The organism is Kocuria oceani (assembly GCF_029524215.1).
Lineage (GTDB): Bacteria > Actinomycetota > Actinomycetes > Actinomycetales > Micrococcaceae > Kocuria > Kocuria oceani.
On sequence record NZ_JARAMH010000015.1, the window covers coordinates 63,600 to 79,299 of the forward strand.

Here is a 15,700-nt window from a genome sequence, read left to right on the forward strand (position 1 = left end):
GGGTCTGGCTGTACGAACCGCAGGGATCGGCAAGGACGTGGCCGGGCCTCTCAAGAAGTGCACCGATGCGCCCCAGACGTTCTCGGTTCTCTGCCCGCAGCGATCCTTCGACAACCACTCACTGTCCAGTCAGCAGCCACGAACCCACCGCACTATCACCGAGGAGCACACATGCCGAAGATCTACCACGACGTCACCGAGATCGTGGGCCGCACCCCGCTCGTCCACCTGAACCGGCTCGACGAGGGCCTGCCCGGCAACGTCGCCGTGAAGCTGGAGTTCTACAGCCCGGCCAACTCCGTCAAGGACCGCATCGGCGTGGCCATCGTCGACGCCGCGGAGAAGTCCGGCCAGCTGAAGCCCGGCGGCACGATCGTCGAGGGCACCTCCGGCAACACCGGCATCGCGCTGGCCATGGTCGGCGCCGCCCGCGGCTACAAGGTCATCCTGACCATGCCCGAGACCATGTCCACGGAGCGCCGGGTCATGCTGCGCGCCTACGGCGCCCAGATCGTGCTCACTCCGGGTGCGGAGGGCATGCGCGGGGCGGTCGAGAAGGCCCAGGAGATCGTGGACAGCACCGAGAACGCCGTGCTGGCCAAGCAGTTCGCCAACGAGGCCAACCCGGCGATCCACTACGCGACCACGGGCCCCGAGATCTGGGAGGACACCGACGGGGCGGTCGACGTCTTCGTCTCCGGGGTGGGCACCGGCGGCACCATCACGGGTGCGGGCCGCTACCTGCGCGAGCAGAAGCCGGACATCCGCCTCGTCGTCGTCGAGCCGGCCGACTCGCCGCTGCTCACCGAGGGCAAGGCCGGTCCGCACAAGATCCAGGGCCTCGGCGCGAACTTCATCCCCGACAACCTCGACCGTGCGATCTACGACGACGTCTACGACGTGACCGTCGAGGACTCCGTGCGGGTCGCCCGCGAGCTCGGCACCAAGGAGGGCATCCTCGGCGGGATCTCCTCGGGCGCCATCGTGTGGGCCGCCCTGCAGGAGGCCGCCAAGGAGGAGAACCGGGACAAGCTGATCGTCGCGGTCGTGTGCGACTTCGGCGAACGCTACATCTCCACCCTGCTCTACGAGGACATCCGCAGCTGAGGCCCCGTATCCGGCTCTGCACACTGTGCCGGGGTTCCGGTGGGCGATGCAGTGCCTGACGGGACCTCGGGGCGATGCTGCTACTGGGTCCATATAAGAACCTGCAAGAGCAGAAGATCACCGTGAACCGGATCTACAGTCGGGCCACCGGTGATGCTCGGCGCAGTCTCGACTACAACATCGTTGTGACCGACGTCTCCGTCTTCATCGCTTTCCTGATCGGCGGGATGGGCCTGCTCTCGGTGGCCGCCGAGCTGCCCCAGTCCTCCGGCGGACTTCTGGAAGCGGTCACGGCCGTGGATCTGAACTTCCTCGGGATCACCGTGATCGCCTTCTTCGCCCTGGCCTGGATGGCTACCGCCGCCGCACGCACGGCCAAACCTTCCCCGGCTCTCCTCCGGTCCCCCAGAGGACAGCGACGGTGAGGCCCCCGCCCGCCCCCCCCTTGTTGACGCCCAGGGGCCCGAGAGGTCAAGACTGACCTGACCAGGCACTACGAGCGATCTGACCATGTACGACGAGAGACGAAGGAGCACGATCATGATGAACGGCGGCGGTATGGGCGGTATGGGGCTGATGTGGATCTTCGGGCTGCTGACGCTCGTGGGGGTGATCGTACTGGTGGTGGTGCTGGTGAAGGCCTCCACCGGCAGGTCCTCGACCACGGGCGGGCCCGACCACAGCCGTGGGGCGAGCACGGGCACCGGCCGGGGGCGGGAGATCCTCGAGGAACGCTACGCCCGCGGCGAGCTGAGCACCGAGGAGTACCGCGAACGTCTCCGGACCCTGGAGGAGGATGGCCGGTGAGCCCGTTGACCCGCCGGCAGCTGCTGGCACTGGGCGCGGCCGGGGCAGGGGCCACCGTCGTGGGCGGGGCCGGGCTGTGGTGGACCACCACCGGCGGCCCCGGCTACACCGGCGGTGAGGACCTGGCCGAACCGGACGTGCTGGCCAGCCGCGACCGCGTGCTGGAACTGGAGCTGACCGCCGCCCCGGCACGGATCCAGGTCGGCGGCCGGGAGGCCTCCGTCCAGGCCTTCAACGGCTCCCTGCCCGGACCGACCCTCCGGGTGGCACCGGGGGACACGATCCGGGTGGCGATGACCAACGAGATGGAGGCCCCGACGAATCTGCACGTGCACGGGCTGCACGTCTCCCCGGAGGGCAACGGCGACAACCCGTTCGTGAGCATCGACCCGGGCGAGTCCTTCGACTACGAGTTCGCCCTGCCCGCCGACCACCCGCCGGGCACCTACTGGTACCACCCGCACCGCCACGGCCACGTGGCCGACCAGGTCGCCGCCGGGCTCTACGGCGCCATCGTCGTGGAGGAGCCCGAGCCGGTCCCGGTCACCCGGGAGCGGGTCATGGTGGTCTCGGACGTGACCCTGGACGCCTCCGGCAACCTCGCCGACGTCTCCCCGATGCAGCAGATGATGGGCCGGGAAGGCGAGGTCGTCCTGGTCAACGGCCAGGTCCGCCCGCAGCTCACCGCCGCCCCCGGGGAACGAGAGCGGTGGCGGATCATCAACGCCTGCCCCTCCCGCTACCTCCGACTGCAATTGGACGGCCAGCAGGTTCGGCTGCTCAGCCGCGACCTCGGGCGCCTGCCGATCCCCGAGGAGATCACCGAAGCGGTCATCGCCCCCGGCAACCGCATCGAACTGCTCGTGGACACCACCGCGGGCTCCGCCACCCTGGTCGCCGCACCGGTGAACCGCGGTGGCATGGACGCCATGATGGACGAGGGCATGATGGGCGGGACCATGATGGGCGACAACGAGCCCGGCAACGACGAACCGATCGAGCTACTCGCCCTCGAGGTGTCCGGGGACCCCGTCGAAACGCCCACACCAGTGCCGGAGGGCCCGGCCCTGCGAGATCTGCGCGAGGAACCGATCACGTCCCGTCACACCCTGGACTTCGCCATGGGCATGGCCGGGGCCATGGGTGGCGGCGGGGCGATGATGGGCGGTGGAGGCGGTGAGGAGGACACCACCATGATGGCCTTCACCATCAACGGCCAGGAGTTCGACCCCGACCGGGTCGACACCCTGGTGGCGGCCGGGACCGTGGAGGAGTGGACCCTGGTCAACTCCAGCCCCATGGACCACCCCGTCCACCTGCACGTGTGGCCCATGCAGGTCGTCCAGGATGGGGACCGCGACCTCGCCGAACCGAGGTGGCAGGACGTGGTCAACGTCCCGGCTTTCGGGGAGGTGAAAGTCCTCATCGCCTTCGAGGACTTCCCCGGGCGCACCGTGTACCACTGCCACATCCTCGACCACGAGGATCAGGGCATGATGGGCACCGTCGAAGCCCGCTGAGGCCGGGCTCCCCGCAGTGCGGCCTCGTTGCGGAGGGCCCCAATGGCCGGTGGCTGCGCCGGGGCGGCCTGGAGTCGGAGGAACGATCCCGGCCTGCGGATGGCCGCTTGCAGAGGCTGGGCTAGCTGGCCGTTGCGGTGCCTTCGTAGATGAACGCGTATGGCTTGGGGATGCCCTCGGCGTAGTGGGTGTTCAGCCGAGTGATCTTCATTCCTGCCGCTTCGATGATTGAGGGGATGTCGCGGTTGAGGTGGCACCCACCACCGATGCGCTGCTGCATGCCGTTGAGACGGTCCTGCCATCGGCGGACGCCGTGTTCCGGTGCCCGACCGTGCTCGGCGAAGTGCAACTGCCCGCCCGGTGCGAGCACGCGTGCCATCTCGCGCACCGCCGCCTCTGGGTCGGGGATGGTGCACAGGCTCCAGGTGCACAGCACCGCATCTGCGGAGTTGTCCTCCAGGGGCAGGTGTTGCCCGTCGAGGCCGACGATCTCCACGGGGACCTCCGAGGCGGCGATCCGTTCCTGAGCCAGGGCGATGCTGCGCTGGGAGGGCTCCACAGCTTGCAATCGGGTCACCTCGGGCGGGAGGAAGGGCAGATTGTGTCCGGTGCCGAACCCGATCTCCACCACCTCGCCCTGCAGGCCTGAGCACACACGCTGTCGGATCTCTCGGATCTGCTTGGCGTTCATCACCACGTCGATGACGTGTGGGAGCACCCGGTCGTCGTAGAAACCCATGCTTTTTCCTTCCCCCCACGTTGCCGCCCATCATCTCAGGTCGTGTCTGTGCCACCATGCCGTGGCCGTTGGCTCAGCTGCACGTGGGTGATGTGCATCATCAACATAGTGGGCGCCATCCTCGGCATGTACCGACGCCTTGGGAGGGGAGATCGGTGCGTGCGACGCCTCAGGAGCCGAGGTAGACGGAGATCGCGGCGAACAGCGCGAATCCGCCGGTGAGCAGGATCGGGCCCCATACGCTGGTGTCGCCTTCGTGGGCTTCGGTGAGCATTTCCTCGACCACCACGCTGGTCAGTGCCCCACCGGTGACCGCCAGGACCGACAGGGTCAGGATTTCCGGGGCCTGGCGCAGGGCGAAGTAGCCCAGGGCCGCCCCGAGCAGGATCGGGGCGGTGAAGCTCAGGGCCATCAGGATTCGGGCGCGCCGGGGGATCTGAGCCCGGCGCAGCGTGGCGATCGCCGCGAAGCCCTCCGGGACATCGGCCGGGACCTGGCCCAGGGCCAGCAGCAGGCCCAGGGACGGGTTCAGGACGGTGGCGGTGCCGATCATCACCCCGTCGCTGAACAGGTCCAGGGACACTCCGCTGAAGATCGCCAGAGGGCCGCTGCTTTCTTCTCCTGCTCCGAGGCGTCGCCGGATGGAGCCGATGGCTCGTTCGATGCCCATGAAGGATGCTCCGCCGCCCATGAACGCGAGGATCGGCACCCACGGTGGGGAGGCGCCCAGGGCTTCGGGCATCAGCTCGAGGCCGACCACGGCCATCACGATGCCCGCGGCCAGATGCAGCGCCAGGGACAAGGCCCGTTCGGAGACATCCACCATCTCCGCGGCCAGTCCGCCCAGAAAGTTCCCCGCCGCCGGCAACGCGGCCAAAGCCAACACCAGCACAAAACCTTCCACGGGCCACCCCTTCAGGCTTGAACGACGACGGCGGGATCTGTCCGGGGCCAACCACGTCCGGACCGGCTGGTCCGGACGTGCACAGTCTGGCAGCCGGGAATCGGGATGTCCCGGCCCCTATGGCTTCCCGGAGGCGAGCAGAATCACATCGTCGCGGGCGAACCAATCAGGTTTGGGCGATAACATCGAACAATGACGAAAACCAGTTGTGCGACTGGCCTGGACCCGGCCGTGGCCCTGTTCCACTCCCTGTCCGACCCCACCCGCCTGACCATCGTGGCCCGTCTGGCTCAAGGTGAGGCCCGGGTGCGGGACCTGGTCGAGCAGACCGGGCTAGCCCAATCCACCGTCTCGGCCCATGTGTCCTGCCTGCGCGAGTGCGGGCTGGTGGCCGGGCGCACCGAGGGTCGCCAGACCTTTTACGCCCTGGCCCGCCCGGAGCTGATGGACCTGCTGGCCACCGCCGAGACCCTGTTGGCGGCCACCGGTTCGAAGGTGGCGCTCTGCCTCACCTACGGCACGTCCACGGAAGAAGACTGATGAGCAACCCCACCACCGACTTGTCCCCGACCGAGACCGAAGCCCTCACTCGTCGCGGGCTGCGCCTGGCCCAGTTCACCGTCGGCTACAACGTCATCGAAGGCATCGTGGCCGTCACCGCGGGGCTGATGGCGGGACTGGTCTCGGTGGTCGGTTTCGGCATTGATTCGGGCATCGAGTCCATCGCCGCGGTGCTGGTCGCTCTGCGCCTGTCTGCCCGGCTGCGCCACGGCGAGGCCGACGAACGCAAGGAGCGGGTCACGCTCAAGCTCGTGGCGGTGACCTTTTTCATCCTCGCCGCCTACGTCACCTACGAGGGCATCCGGTCCCTGCTCGAGGGCGAGACCCCGGAGTCATCCCCGGTGAGCGTCGTCGTCCTGGTGCTTTCGCTGATCATCATGCCGATCCTGGCCGCAGCCAAGAAGAAGGTCGGCACGGCCCTGGGTGACAACCTCATCCTGGCCGATGCCGCCGAGACCAGGATTTGCGTGCTGCTGTCGGTCTCCACGCTGGCCGGGCTGATCATCTTCGCTCTGACCGGGGCGGCGTGGGTGGACCCGGTGGCCGGGTTCATCATCGCCGCCTTCGCTCTCCACGAGGGCAAGGAGGCCTGGGAGGGCGAACTCGTCGAGGGCGGCGACTGACCAACACGCTCTTCCTTCAGAGACAAGGCGAGACCGCCCATCGGGTCTGGCAGCAGCACCTGCTACTGGACGGCACCGAACAACAGCGGAGGGGCCCTGTCAATGGCAAGGCCCCTCCGCTGTCCCCGGCGAGGTCATGCCTCCGGTGACACGGCGCCCTCCAAATGTTGCAGGGTTTATGCGTTGCGGTAGGGGTGTTTTGGTAGGACGTTTCCGCAGTGAGACCTTGACCTTCCCCTGCAGGGCAAGGTGCAGGCTGGGTGCCTCAGGACATAGAAGGCTCCCTCGGGGCTTTCCTCACGGACTTATGGAGGCCGGTCATGCCTGAAGTTGGAACGTACGAGGTGGATCTGGCGATCATCGGTTCTGGTGGTGGTGCTTTCGCCGCCGCGATCCGGGCCACCAATCTGGGCCAGCGGGTGGTGATGATCGAGCGGTCCACTGTCGGGGGGACCTGTGTGAACACCGGGTGCGTGCCGTCGAAGGCGCTGCTGGCCGCCGCCGAGGCGAGGCACACGACAATGGATGCTGCCCGGTATCCCGGGATCACGGCCTCCACAGGTCCGGTGGACATGCCCGGTCTGATCGCCGGCAAGGACGCCCTGGTGGAGGGGATGCGTGCGGAGAAGTACGTGGATCTGGTCGGGGAGTACGGCTGGGACCTGGTTACGGGTGAGGCGGTGTTCACCGGCACCGCTGAGGACCCGGCGCTTGAGGTCACCGGAGCCGACGATGCCCGCCGACAGGTGCGGGCGGCCCACTACCTGGTGGCCACCGGCTCCACCCCGATCGTCCCGGACATCGAGGGCCTGGAGCAGGTGAAGTATCTGACTTCCACCACCGCCATGGAGTTGGAGGAAGTGCCCGAGTCGCTGCTGATCATCGGTGGCGGGTACGTGGCGATGGAGCAGGCCCAGCTCTTCGCCCGTTTGGGCTCGGCGGTGACCATGGTCGTCCGCTCCCGCCTGGCTGCCCACGAGGAGCCGGAGGTCTCCCGGACGCTGATGGGGGTGTTCGCCGAGGAGGGCATCCGGGTGATCCGCCGCACCACTGTCTCGGCGGTGGCCTCCGATCCGGACACCGGGGAAGTGATCGCCACCTCCACAGGCCCCGGCGGGCAAGAGACGCTGCGGGGGGCCAGGCTCATGGTCGCGGTCGGGCGCCGGGCGGTCACGGACGGGTTGGACCTCGAGGCGGTCGGGGTGGACACCGGTGAGCATGGGGAGATCGTCGTGGATACCCGGATGGGCACCTCCAATCGGCGGGTGTGGGCGGCCGGGGACGTGACCGGTCACCCGCAGTACGTCTACGTCGCTTCAGCCCACGGGGTCACCGCGGTGGAGAACGCGTTCAACCACACCGGCCAAGAGGTCGACTACACCCACTTGCCGAGGGTCACCTTCACCACCCCGGCCGTGGGGGCGGTGGGGATGACCGACAAACAGGCGAGGGCGGCCGGCATCATGTGCAAATGCCGGGTCCTGCCCCTGGAATACGTGCCGAGGGCGCTGGTCAACCGCGACACCCGTGGGTTCATCAAGATCGTCGCCGAGGCGAACACCGGGCGGATCCTCGGGATCACCGCGGTCGCCAAAGACGCCGGGGAGCTGGCTGCGGCCGGGGTCTACGTCGTGTCCGCGGGCATGACGGTGGACCAGCTCGCCACCCTATGGTGCCCGTACCTGACCATGGCCGAAGGCCTGAAGATCGCAGCCCAGTCCTTCCGCACCGACGTGTCCAAACTGTCCTGCTGCGCCGCGTGAACCCCGGCCTGTCACAGTGGGGCGGGCCCTCCCTCTACGGGGCGAACGAGACACCTTGATCGTCGGTGCCGCCCGGAGGCCCGGGATTCAACAGTCGCTACGCGGAAGGGATGCTCATGGCTGAGCGGTTGGTCGTCATCGGTGGGGATGCTGCGGGGATGAGCGCGGCCTCAGCCGCACGCCGCCAGGTCCCCCCCGGACCAGTTGGAGATCGTGGCCTTCGAACGCGGTCACTACACCTCCTATTCGGCCTGCGGGATCCCGTACTTCATCGGCAAGGACGTCGCCGACGCCACCACCCTGATCGCGCGCACTCCTGAGCAGTTCCGCGACAACCAGGGCATCGATGCCCGGATCGGGCACGAGGTCCTGGAGATCAACCTTCACCGGCGGGCCGTGCTCGTGCGCGAGCTGCCCACGGGACGGGAGATCTGGGAGGAATTCGATCAGCTCATGATCGCCACCGGCGCCACCCCGACCCGCCCTCCGCTGCCCGGGATCGAGGCCCAGGGCATCCACGGGGTGCAGACCCTCGACGACGGCCTCGCCCTGCGGGCGGTGCTGGAGCGGGAACGGCCGGGCCGGGCGGTGGTCGTCGGGGCCGGCTACATCGGCCTGGAGCTGGCCGAGGCCCTGTCCGCATGGGGCGTGCAGATCACCGTGATCGGGCGCCCCCCGGCCCCGCTGCCGGGCTTGGACCCGGACATGGGCGCGCTCATCGCCTCCGCAATGGAGGGCTTCGGGATGGACGTGCGGATGGAGGAGACAGTCACCGGCTTCGACACCCACAACGGCCAGGTCGCCGCGGTGGTGACCGATCAAGCCACCATCCCGACCGATCTGGTGATCCTGGGTCTGGGGGTGGCCCCGAACACGGCCCTGGCCGCCCAGGCCGGGATTCCCCTCGGGTCCAGCGGGGCGGTCGCGGTGGACCGCAGACTGCGCACCGGCATCGAGGGGGTGTGGGCGGGAGGGGACTGCGTGGAGAAGTTCCACCGCGTCTCCCGCCGCCACGTGACGCTGCCGCTGGGCACGCACGCGAACAAGGAGGGCCGTACCGCCGGGATCAACCTCGGCGGCGGCTACGCCACCTTCCCCGGAGTGCTGGGCACGGCCGTGACCAAGATCTGCGACGTCGAAGTCGGACGCACCGGGCTCGGGGAGTCTGAGGCGCAGGCGGCCGGGTTCGATCCCATCACCGCCGTGGTCGACTCCACCACCCGGGCCGGCTACTACCCCGGGGCCAAACCGATCCGTACCAAACTCATCGCCGAACGCGGCACCGGACGGCTGCTCGGAGCCCAGATCGTCGGGGAGGAAGGCGCGGCCAAACGCATCGACGTGCTTTCCGTGGCGCTGTGGCACGAGACCCCGGTGGAGGAGCTGCTGAACATCGACCTGTCCTACGCCCCACCGTTCTCCCCGGTGTGGGATCCGGTGCTGATCGCCGCCCGCAAGGCCTGGCAGGCCGTGGAGGCCGACCGATCCCGCACCGAACCCGGGTGACCACCGGGGACGGGGCCGTCCCCGTCGCGCAAGGTTCAGACAGCGCCCTGCGTCCTGCGCCAGCACCTTCCTCTACCGTGGAAGACCAAGGATCAGTCCAGGATCGAGGTGCACCGTGCGTATCGGTGAAGCGGCCGCAGCCGCCGACATGACCACCAAGGCCCTGCGGTTCTACGAGCAGCAAGGACTACTCCCCTCGGTGCACCGCTGTCCCAACGGATACCGCGACTACCCACCAGAGACCGTGGCCCGACTGGAATTCATCCGCCGCAGCAAGGTCGCCGGGCTCACCCTGGCCGAGATCCGCGAGATCCTGCAGGTCCGCGACGCCGGTCAGGCCCCCTGCACCCACGTAGCCGCCCAGCTGGCCCAGCAACTGACCCGCCTCGATCAGCAAATCGCTGAACTCACCGCTCTGCGGGCCTCCGTGGCCGACTACCACCAGATCGCCGCCCAGGGGGACCCCGCCCAGTGCGACGCCGAGCAGATCTGCAGCTACCTCTGAGGTCACCCCTGATGTTCAGATGTGGATGAACACAGCGATGAACCCGAAGAGCGCTACCACCGCTTTACATATGGCCCGTCTATCGGACAGTCAGGTAATCGTTGTAGCAGCTCAGGCGGTCTCTTCGCCCTGGTCGTCGACCTCATCGATCCACGGCGGCGGCTCGTCGCGGCCCTGCTCCTCGTCCTTCTCGGCGTCTTCCGGTGCCTTCTGCACGATGCCCTGCGCGTGGTGCGTGGGCGCGTAGATCGCATAGAGGCGCAGGGGCTCGTCCCCGGTATTCTCCACGTCGTGCCACGTGCCGGCGGGCACTTGGATGCTCCAGCCGTCCTCGACGTCTTGCTGGAACGAGAGATCGTCCTTCGAGGGCCCCATCTTCGCGCGACCCTTGCCTGCGTCGATGCGCAGGAACTGGTCGGTGCCGTGATGCACCTCGAGACCAATCGCTCCGCCGGGCTCGATCGACATGAGCGTCACCTGCAGGTGCTTGCCCGTCCAGGCGACGCGGCGGTAGTCAGCGTTCTCCGTCGTAGCGCTCTCGATATCGAACGCGTTCGGCTTCGGCCCGTTGTCGGTGATGTCCATGACCGCATTCTGTACCTCTCCCCGGAGGATCACCAGGGTGGAGAACCGTCCGACGCCGATCCACTTGTCCCCGCGGCGCCCGGTGGTGGGGAGTGAACACACAGTGTCGGTGATCTTCTCGTCGCCGGTCCGAGGCACCCGGACTTACATCAGCTTGCCGATGACCACTCGGTCGGGTGCCCAAGGCCGGTGACAAGCCCACGAATGTGCTCCTCGATCACCGGGGATCAGCTCCAGAGGGGTCCGGTCATGGAGCGGCGAGGTCAGGCTAGATGACCTGGGCGTGTCGGGGGGCCACCGGCTACCGGCGGATCCGGGAGCTACCGCAAGTGAGGAGCGCCTGAGTTCGTCGGTGCCTTTGGAGTGCATCGGGAAGTGGGTGCTGTGCGGGATCTCGGCCAGTTCCACCGCGTGTTCGGTCAGGTGTCCCAGGTAAGACAGATCGTCGTTCTGCTTCCCGTACATGAACACCCGCGGAAATGGCAGAGCGAGGCCCTTCTTGGAAACATGTGCCCGGACGAGGTGACCAAGTTGTGCGGATCGTCGTATGTGCGCCGATCATCGCTAGGCGAGTCGCTCCGGTCATGCCGTCGCCGTCACTGGTTCGAGGGACGTAGGTCCGCCTCGGCTCAGCGCGCGGCGCCCCGGGCCGGTGCCAGTGAGCCAACTACGCTTGAGCTCCCAGCAGTTCACCGCAGCAGAGGAGCGCACCCGTGTCCGTGGAGATTACCGAAGTCGGTGTCGTGGTGGCTGCTGGCCAGCCTGTCGACTACGCCACCGCCTACACCTGGGCAGTGGACAACCCCGAGAAGATCACCTCGCTGGTGGAGGACACCAAGGCGTTCGTCACGGTGATCGCCGACGCCGAGACCGCCCCGCTCGAACGACAGCAGTCCGCGGTGCGCTAGGCGTTCACCGCTGGCCGACCCAAGCAGCCCGGGGATTCCTGGAGTTCCTGAGTACCGGCCGGTGACACGGCGAAGCCCCGCCCTCCTGTTCCCTGCCGGGACGAGGAGAAGCGGGGCTTCGTGCTGATGGGGGATCAGCTCTCGCAGGCCACGCCGTCGCCATCACGGTCGAGCTTCGGGGCGTAGCCCGGGGACCCGGCGTAGAGCGGAGCCGCACCAGCGGCCTTGGCCGCAGAACAGTTGGCGAACCCGCCGGCCGGGCCGGCCGGAGCAGCTGGCGCTGCGGGCACCGGCTCGGGCTTCGGAGCGGGAGCGACCGGGGCCGGTGCCACCGGGGCGGGCTCGGGCACGACCGGCTCGGGCACCACCGGGGCCGGCTCAGGGGCCTTTCGCACCGGGGCGGGTGCCGGCTCGGGCGCCTCCACGACCGGGGCCGGGGCGTTGGCGTCGATGTCGGTGAGGACCGCGGCGGTCGGGAGCTCCTGGCCCTCGCAGTCGGCGAGGACCTCGGTCATGGCGGTCTTCTCCGGGACGGTGACCCACAGCTCGTACTTGGCCTTCACTGCGATCTGGATGGCGACGAACTCGCAGCGGAAGTCCACGTTCGGTGGCAACCACTGATCGGCGGGCTTGTCGGACTTCGCCTGGTTGGTCGGCCCGTCCACCGCCAGCAGGTTCAACGGGTCATTGGCCAGCTCCACGCGCTGGTCCTGTGAGAGGTTGCGGGCCCCGGTGATCCAGGCGTTGCCGAGCGACACCACGTGGTCAATCTGCACGTCGGAGGAGGTGGCCGGTCCGCGCACGAAGTTGATCGTGGTGTCGGTGTAGGGGTCCGGGTTCAGCACCCCGGAGTCGACCTTGCACCCGTCGGCGGAGACGACGTCGTCGAGGTCGCGGTGGAGGATTTCCTGGCGGGTGTCCTCGCAGTCGCCGTCAGCGTCGATCCACCCACCGAACAGACGATCACGGTCGTAGTCGGACATGGTGCCCCGGGCGGCGACCTTCAGCCCATTGAGCGCCGTCAAAGCCTCGGAAGAGGCGGCCGCGGGCGCGGCCGGGCTCTGAGCCGGAGTGGTCGCGGGCTCCGCAGACGCGCTGGAAGCCGTGGGAGAGGACGAGGCCGTGCTCGCAGCGGTGGCGGGACTGCCACCGGGGTCGGCCGGGGCGCTGGTGCAGCCGGTGAGCAGGGCCAGGGCCATGGCCGCCGAGGTCCAGGCCGCGGCGGTGCGGCCGCGGGCGCGGCGGGAGGCGGAGAGGAAGAGGGGCATGTCGCTCCTGGGGGAGGGGCCGGGTCATCTCGGGGATCACGGAGGTACCCGGCACGGGGGATCGAGGCGTCTCTCATCTTCCTACCGGCCGGTCACCAAAGCGAACAGGCCGCGGATGTGACGGTCCAGCCGCAGAACGTCACCACCACAGGCTCTCGTGCGGCCCTGTAACGGCCTGCCGTCGCCAGCTATCGGTGGGAGGAGGCCAGCTGAGGGTCACCGGGCGAGAGTGCGGTGTCCCGGAGCGAAGGGACGCCCCCACCATCGCTGGTGCAGACGACCGAGCAGGGAGAGGGCTCCGAGGCATCGCGGGCGGCAAGGTCGCGCCACCAGCATTCCCTCGAGGCGCCGGAGACAGGGCTCCGGCGACGGTGGGCAGCGCCTCCGTAGGCTGGACGTATGCGAAAGAGAACACCATGAGTGAGCCGCTGGTCCACATCGACGATTTCCGGATGACCTTCGGGAACACCACCGTCATCAACGACCTGTCTTTCGACGTGCACGCGGGGGAGACCTTCGGGTTCCTCGGCTCCAACGGGTCCGGGAAGACCACGACCCTGCGAGCTCTGTTGGGGATCTATCAGCCCACGGCCGGGGTCCTGCACATCAACGGCAAGACCTTCGAGCCCGCCGACGGTGCCCGGCTCGGGTACCTGCCGGAGGAGCGGGGGCTGTACAAGAAGGAGCCGGTGCTCGAGACCATGGCCTACTTCGGCCGCCTCAAAGGCCTCGACAAGACCAAGGCCAGGTCCTGGTCACTGGAGTACCTCGAACGGGTCGGGCTGGCAGACAAGGCCCAAGTGCGGTTGGACAAGCTTTCTGGGGGCCAGCAGCAGAAGGTACAGCTGGGGGTGACAATCATGAACACCCCGGAACTGCTGATCCTGGACGAGCCGACCAAGGGCTTTGATCCGGTTAATCGGCGGTTGCTGATGGACATCATCGAAGACCAGCAAAAGGCCGGGGCGACGGTGGTGATGGTGACCCACCAGATGGAAGAGGTCGAGAGGCTCTGTGGCCGGGTGATCCTGCTCAAGGACGGCACCTCCCACGCCTACGGCACCGTCCGAGACGTGCAGGAGCAGTTCGGCGGCACCACCTACCGGGTCACTCACACCGGTGTGGTACCAGCCTCACACCACTACACCGTCGTGAGCAGCCAGCCAGTGGGGGAGGGGCAGGTGTCCGAGCTCGCCCCGGCGCCGGGTGCCGATGAGACCACGGTGCTCACCGAGCTGGTGGGCGCCGGGGTGCCGGTGTCCGGGTTCACCACCGCCCGCACGTCGCTGGAGGAGGTCTTCATCCGGGTCTACGGCGCCGACAGCCTCGAGGACGCTACCCAGCCCGAGAGCGTGGGGGTGGGGGCCTGATGGCGCAGCACAATCTCTCCACTGTCGTCGGGTTCGAGTTCATCCGGACCGTGCGCAAGCGAGGGTTCTGGATCGCGGTCCTGGCGGTGCCGGTGGTCATCGCGATCATCTTCGCCCTGTCGTTCACCTCCAACTCCTCAATCAGCGACTCCGCAGACGCCCAGGCCGAGGCGGACATCTCCTTCGCCTACACGGACGCCTCCGGGACGATCCCGGACGAGTTGGCTACCGCCTACGGTGGCGAAGTTGCCACCGCCCCCGCTGCGGCGATCGAGGCGGTGAAGGCCGGGGAGCTGGACGCCTACTTCGCCTACCCGGTCGATCCGTCTGCGGAGCCGATCGAGGTGACCGGGGCGGACCGGGGGCTCTTCGACAACGGGACCTATGAGGCGGTGGCCGAGTCCCTGCTGACCACCGCCGCCCAGGCCCAGATAGGGGACCCGGGGCTGGCCGCGGCCGCGGCCGGCGAGCTCAGCGTGGAGTCCACGATCTTCCGGGACGGGGAGGTCACCGGCGGGTTCAGCGAAGCGATCGCCCCGTTGGGGCTGCTGGTGGTGTTCTTCCTGGTGATCGTGATGCTCTCGAACCAGATGCTCAACTCCACCCTGGAGGAGAAGGAGAACCGGGTCACCGAGATGATCCTCACCACCGTCAACCCCACCACCCTGGTGATGGGCAAGATCCTGGCGGTCTTCGCCGTGGGGGCGGTGCAGATCTTGGTGCTGCTGGCCCCGGTGGTGATCGGCTACATCTTCTTCCGCGACCGAATGAACATCCCCGACCTCGACCTGAGCCAGCTCCCGTTGGATGCGGGGACCATGGCCGTGGCGGTGGCGCTGCTGATCGGTGGGTTCGTGCTGTTCACCGGGGTGCTGGTGGCGATCGGGGCGATCATGCCCACCGCCAAGGACGCCGGGGTGATCTTCGGGCCGCTGATCTTCGCGATGTTCATCCCGTTCTACGCCATCAGCCTCATCATCTCCGACCCCGATGCGCTGATCGTCCAAGTCTTCACGTTCTTCCCGCTCACCGCACCGGTGACCGCGATGCTGCGCAACGGCTTCGGCACCCTCGACCCGCTCACCGCCGGGATCGTGCTCACCGAGCTGTTCGTGTTCGGGGTGCTGGTGCTGAGGGTCGCGGTGCAGCTGTTCCGCTACGGCTCCATCGCCTACACCGACAAGCTCAACCCCCGAGCTGTGCTGGGGCGCCGGCGCCCGGCTACGGCAAAGAATTAACGCCCATAGCCGCCTTCCTGGCTGGTGGACGGCCAACGGCTCAGCGGATTGCTAGATCACTCGGGACTGCCGCGCAATCAGGTTTCGTTGATCTGACTTGCCTGTGGGCGGGTCCAGCCGAGGTCCGTGGGCGCCGCTGTGCAGGTTCTGCTCAGCCCGTGAACGCTGAGCATCAGGACACTTTGTCCTGATGACTTTACATAATACCAGTTATCGGACAACGGTCAGAGGGGAGTTGTCGCATCTGATGCAACGACTCGTCCCACCCTGCCTACGGGCGTCCGTCGATGCCGTGT

At 68.0% G+C, this 15,700-nt stretch carries 16 protein-coding genes; 12 read left to right on the top strand and 4 right to left on the bottom strand.

Features of this window, described 5'->3' with window-relative positions:
- The first annotated feature begins 171 nt into the window (after positions 1–171).
- The 4 genes from cysK (at position 172) to PU704_RS15210 (ending at position 3,434) form a co-directional block, all read left to right on the top strand.
- Positions 172–1,107, top strand: a complete 936-nt coding sequence (gene cysK, locus PU704_RS15195) for a cysteine synthase A (RefSeq protein WP_277551923.1) — start codon at positions 172–174, stop codon at positions 1,105–1,107.
- A gap of 74 nt (positions 1,108–1,181) precedes the next feature.
- A complete protein-coding gene (locus tag PU704_RS15200; RefSeq protein WP_136340785.1) occupies positions 1,182–1,532 on the top strand; it encodes a HoxN/HupN/NixA family nickel/cobalt transporter in 351 nt (116 codons plus the stop codon).
- 115 nt (positions 1,533–1,647) lie between these two features.
- Complete coding sequence (locus PU704_RS15205) at positions 1,648–1,914, top strand: SHOCT domain-containing protein (protein ID WP_144836537.1); 267 nt, start codon at positions 1,648–1,650, stop codon at positions 1,912–1,914.
- The gene (locus PU704_RS15210; protein ID WP_277551924.1) at positions 1,911–3,434 is read left to right on the top strand and encodes a multicopper oxidase family protein; all 1,524 of its coding nucleotides are present in this window, start codon (positions 1,911–1,913) and stop codon (positions 3,432–3,434) included. The genes PU704_RS15205 and PU704_RS15210 overlap by 4 nt, the downstream gene beginning before the upstream one ends.
- A gap of 121 nt (positions 3,435–3,555) precedes the next feature.
- Here PU704_RS15210 and PU704_RS15215 read toward each other — a convergent pair whose 3' ends face one another.
- Together PU704_RS15215 and PU704_RS15220 are read right to left on the bottom strand one after the other, a co-directional pair.
- A complete protein-coding gene (locus tag PU704_RS15215; protein ID WP_136341548.1) occupies positions 3,556–4,173 on the bottom strand; it encodes a class I SAM-dependent methyltransferase in 618 nt (205 codons plus the stop codon).
- 169 nt (positions 4,174–4,342) lie between these two features.
- Positions 4,343–5,077: a ZIP family metal transporter gene (locus tag PU704_RS15220; protein ID WP_136341547.1), complete on the bottom strand. Its 735-nt coding sequence runs from the start codon at positions 5,075–5,077 to the stop codon at positions 4,343–4,345.
- Between the two features lie 192 nt (positions 5,078–5,269).
- Here PU704_RS15220 and PU704_RS15225 point away from each other — a divergent pair, with 192 nt between their 5' ends.
- The 5 genes from PU704_RS15225 to PU704_RS15245 all read left to right on the top strand — a co-directional run bounded on the left by PU704_RS15225 (position 5,270) and on the right by PU704_RS15245 (position 10,035).
- Positions 5,270–5,617 (top strand): ArsR/SmtB family transcription factor, encoded by a 348-nt coding sequence (locus PU704_RS15225; protein ID WP_136341546.1) that lies wholly within the window; start codon positions 5,270–5,272, stop codon positions 5,615–5,617.
- Positions 5,617–6,261 carry a cation efflux transmembrane domain-containing protein gene (locus PU704_RS15230; RefSeq protein ID WP_136341545.1) on the top strand — a complete coding sequence of 215 codons (645 nt, stop codon included), beginning with the start codon at positions 5,617–5,619 and terminating at the stop codon, positions 6,259–6,261. Before PU704_RS15225 ends, PU704_RS15230 begins: the two co-directional genes overlap by 1 nt.
- Positions 6,262–6,581: 320 nt before the next feature.
- A complete protein-coding gene (merA, locus tag PU704_RS15235; protein ID WP_277551925.1) occupies positions 6,582–8,024 on the top strand; it encodes a mercury(II) reductase in 1,443 nt (480 codons plus the stop codon).
- A gap of 204 nt (positions 8,025–8,228) precedes the next feature.
- Positions 8,229–9,530 carry an FAD-dependent oxidoreductase gene (locus tag PU704_RS15240; protein ID WP_465261031.1) on the top strand — a complete coding sequence of 434 codons (1,302 nt, stop codon included), beginning with the start codon at positions 8,229–8,231 and terminating at the stop codon, positions 9,528–9,530.
- A 115-nt stretch (positions 9,531–9,645) separates the two neighbouring features.
- Positions 9,646–10,035, top strand: a complete 390-nt coding sequence (locus PU704_RS15245) for a heavy metal-responsive transcriptional regulator (protein ID WP_136341574.1) — start codon at positions 9,646–9,648, stop codon at positions 10,033–10,035.
- Positions 10,036–10,146: 111 nt separating this feature from the next.
- Here PU704_RS15245 and PU704_RS15250 read toward each other — a convergent pair whose 3' ends face one another.
- A complete protein-coding gene (locus PU704_RS15250) occupies positions 10,147–10,620 on the bottom strand; it encodes a cupin domain-containing protein (protein ID WP_277551927.1) in 474 nt (157 codons plus the stop codon).
- A gap of 713 nt (positions 10,621–11,333) precedes the next feature.
- Here PU704_RS15250 and PU704_RS15255 point away from each other — a divergent pair.
- Positions 11,334–11,528 carry a hypothetical protein gene (locus PU704_RS15255; protein WP_277551928.1) on the top strand — a complete coding sequence of 65 codons (195 nt, stop codon included), beginning with the start codon at positions 11,334–11,336 and terminating at the stop codon, positions 11,526–11,528.
- 134 nt (positions 11,529–11,662) lie between these two features.
- Here the strand turns inward: PU704_RS15255 and PU704_RS15260 are convergent, their stop codons facing one another.
- Positions 11,663–12,796, bottom strand: coding sequence for an excalibur calcium-binding domain-containing protein (locus PU704_RS15260; RefSeq protein ID WP_277551929.1), 1,134 nt, complete (start codon positions 12,794–12,796; stop codon positions 11,663–11,665).
- 416 nt (positions 12,797–13,212) lie between these two features.
- On the opposite strand from PU704_RS15260, the gene PU704_RS15265 reads away from it, so the two are divergent.
- Together PU704_RS15265 and PU704_RS15270 are read left to right on the top strand one after the other, a co-directional pair.
- The gene (locus tag PU704_RS15265) at positions 13,213–14,166 is read left to right on the top strand and encodes an ABC transporter ATP-binding protein (protein WP_277551930.1); all 954 of its coding nucleotides are present in this window, start codon (positions 13,213–13,215) and stop codon (positions 14,164–14,166) included.
- On the top strand, positions 14,166–15,404 hold the full coding sequence (locus tag PU704_RS15270) for an ABC transporter permease (RefSeq protein WP_277551931.1): 1,239 nt from the start codon (positions 14,166–14,168) through the stop codon (positions 15,402–15,404). Before PU704_RS15265 ends, PU704_RS15270 begins: the two co-directional genes overlap by 1 nt.
- Positions 15,405–15,700: the final 296 nt, after the last annotated feature.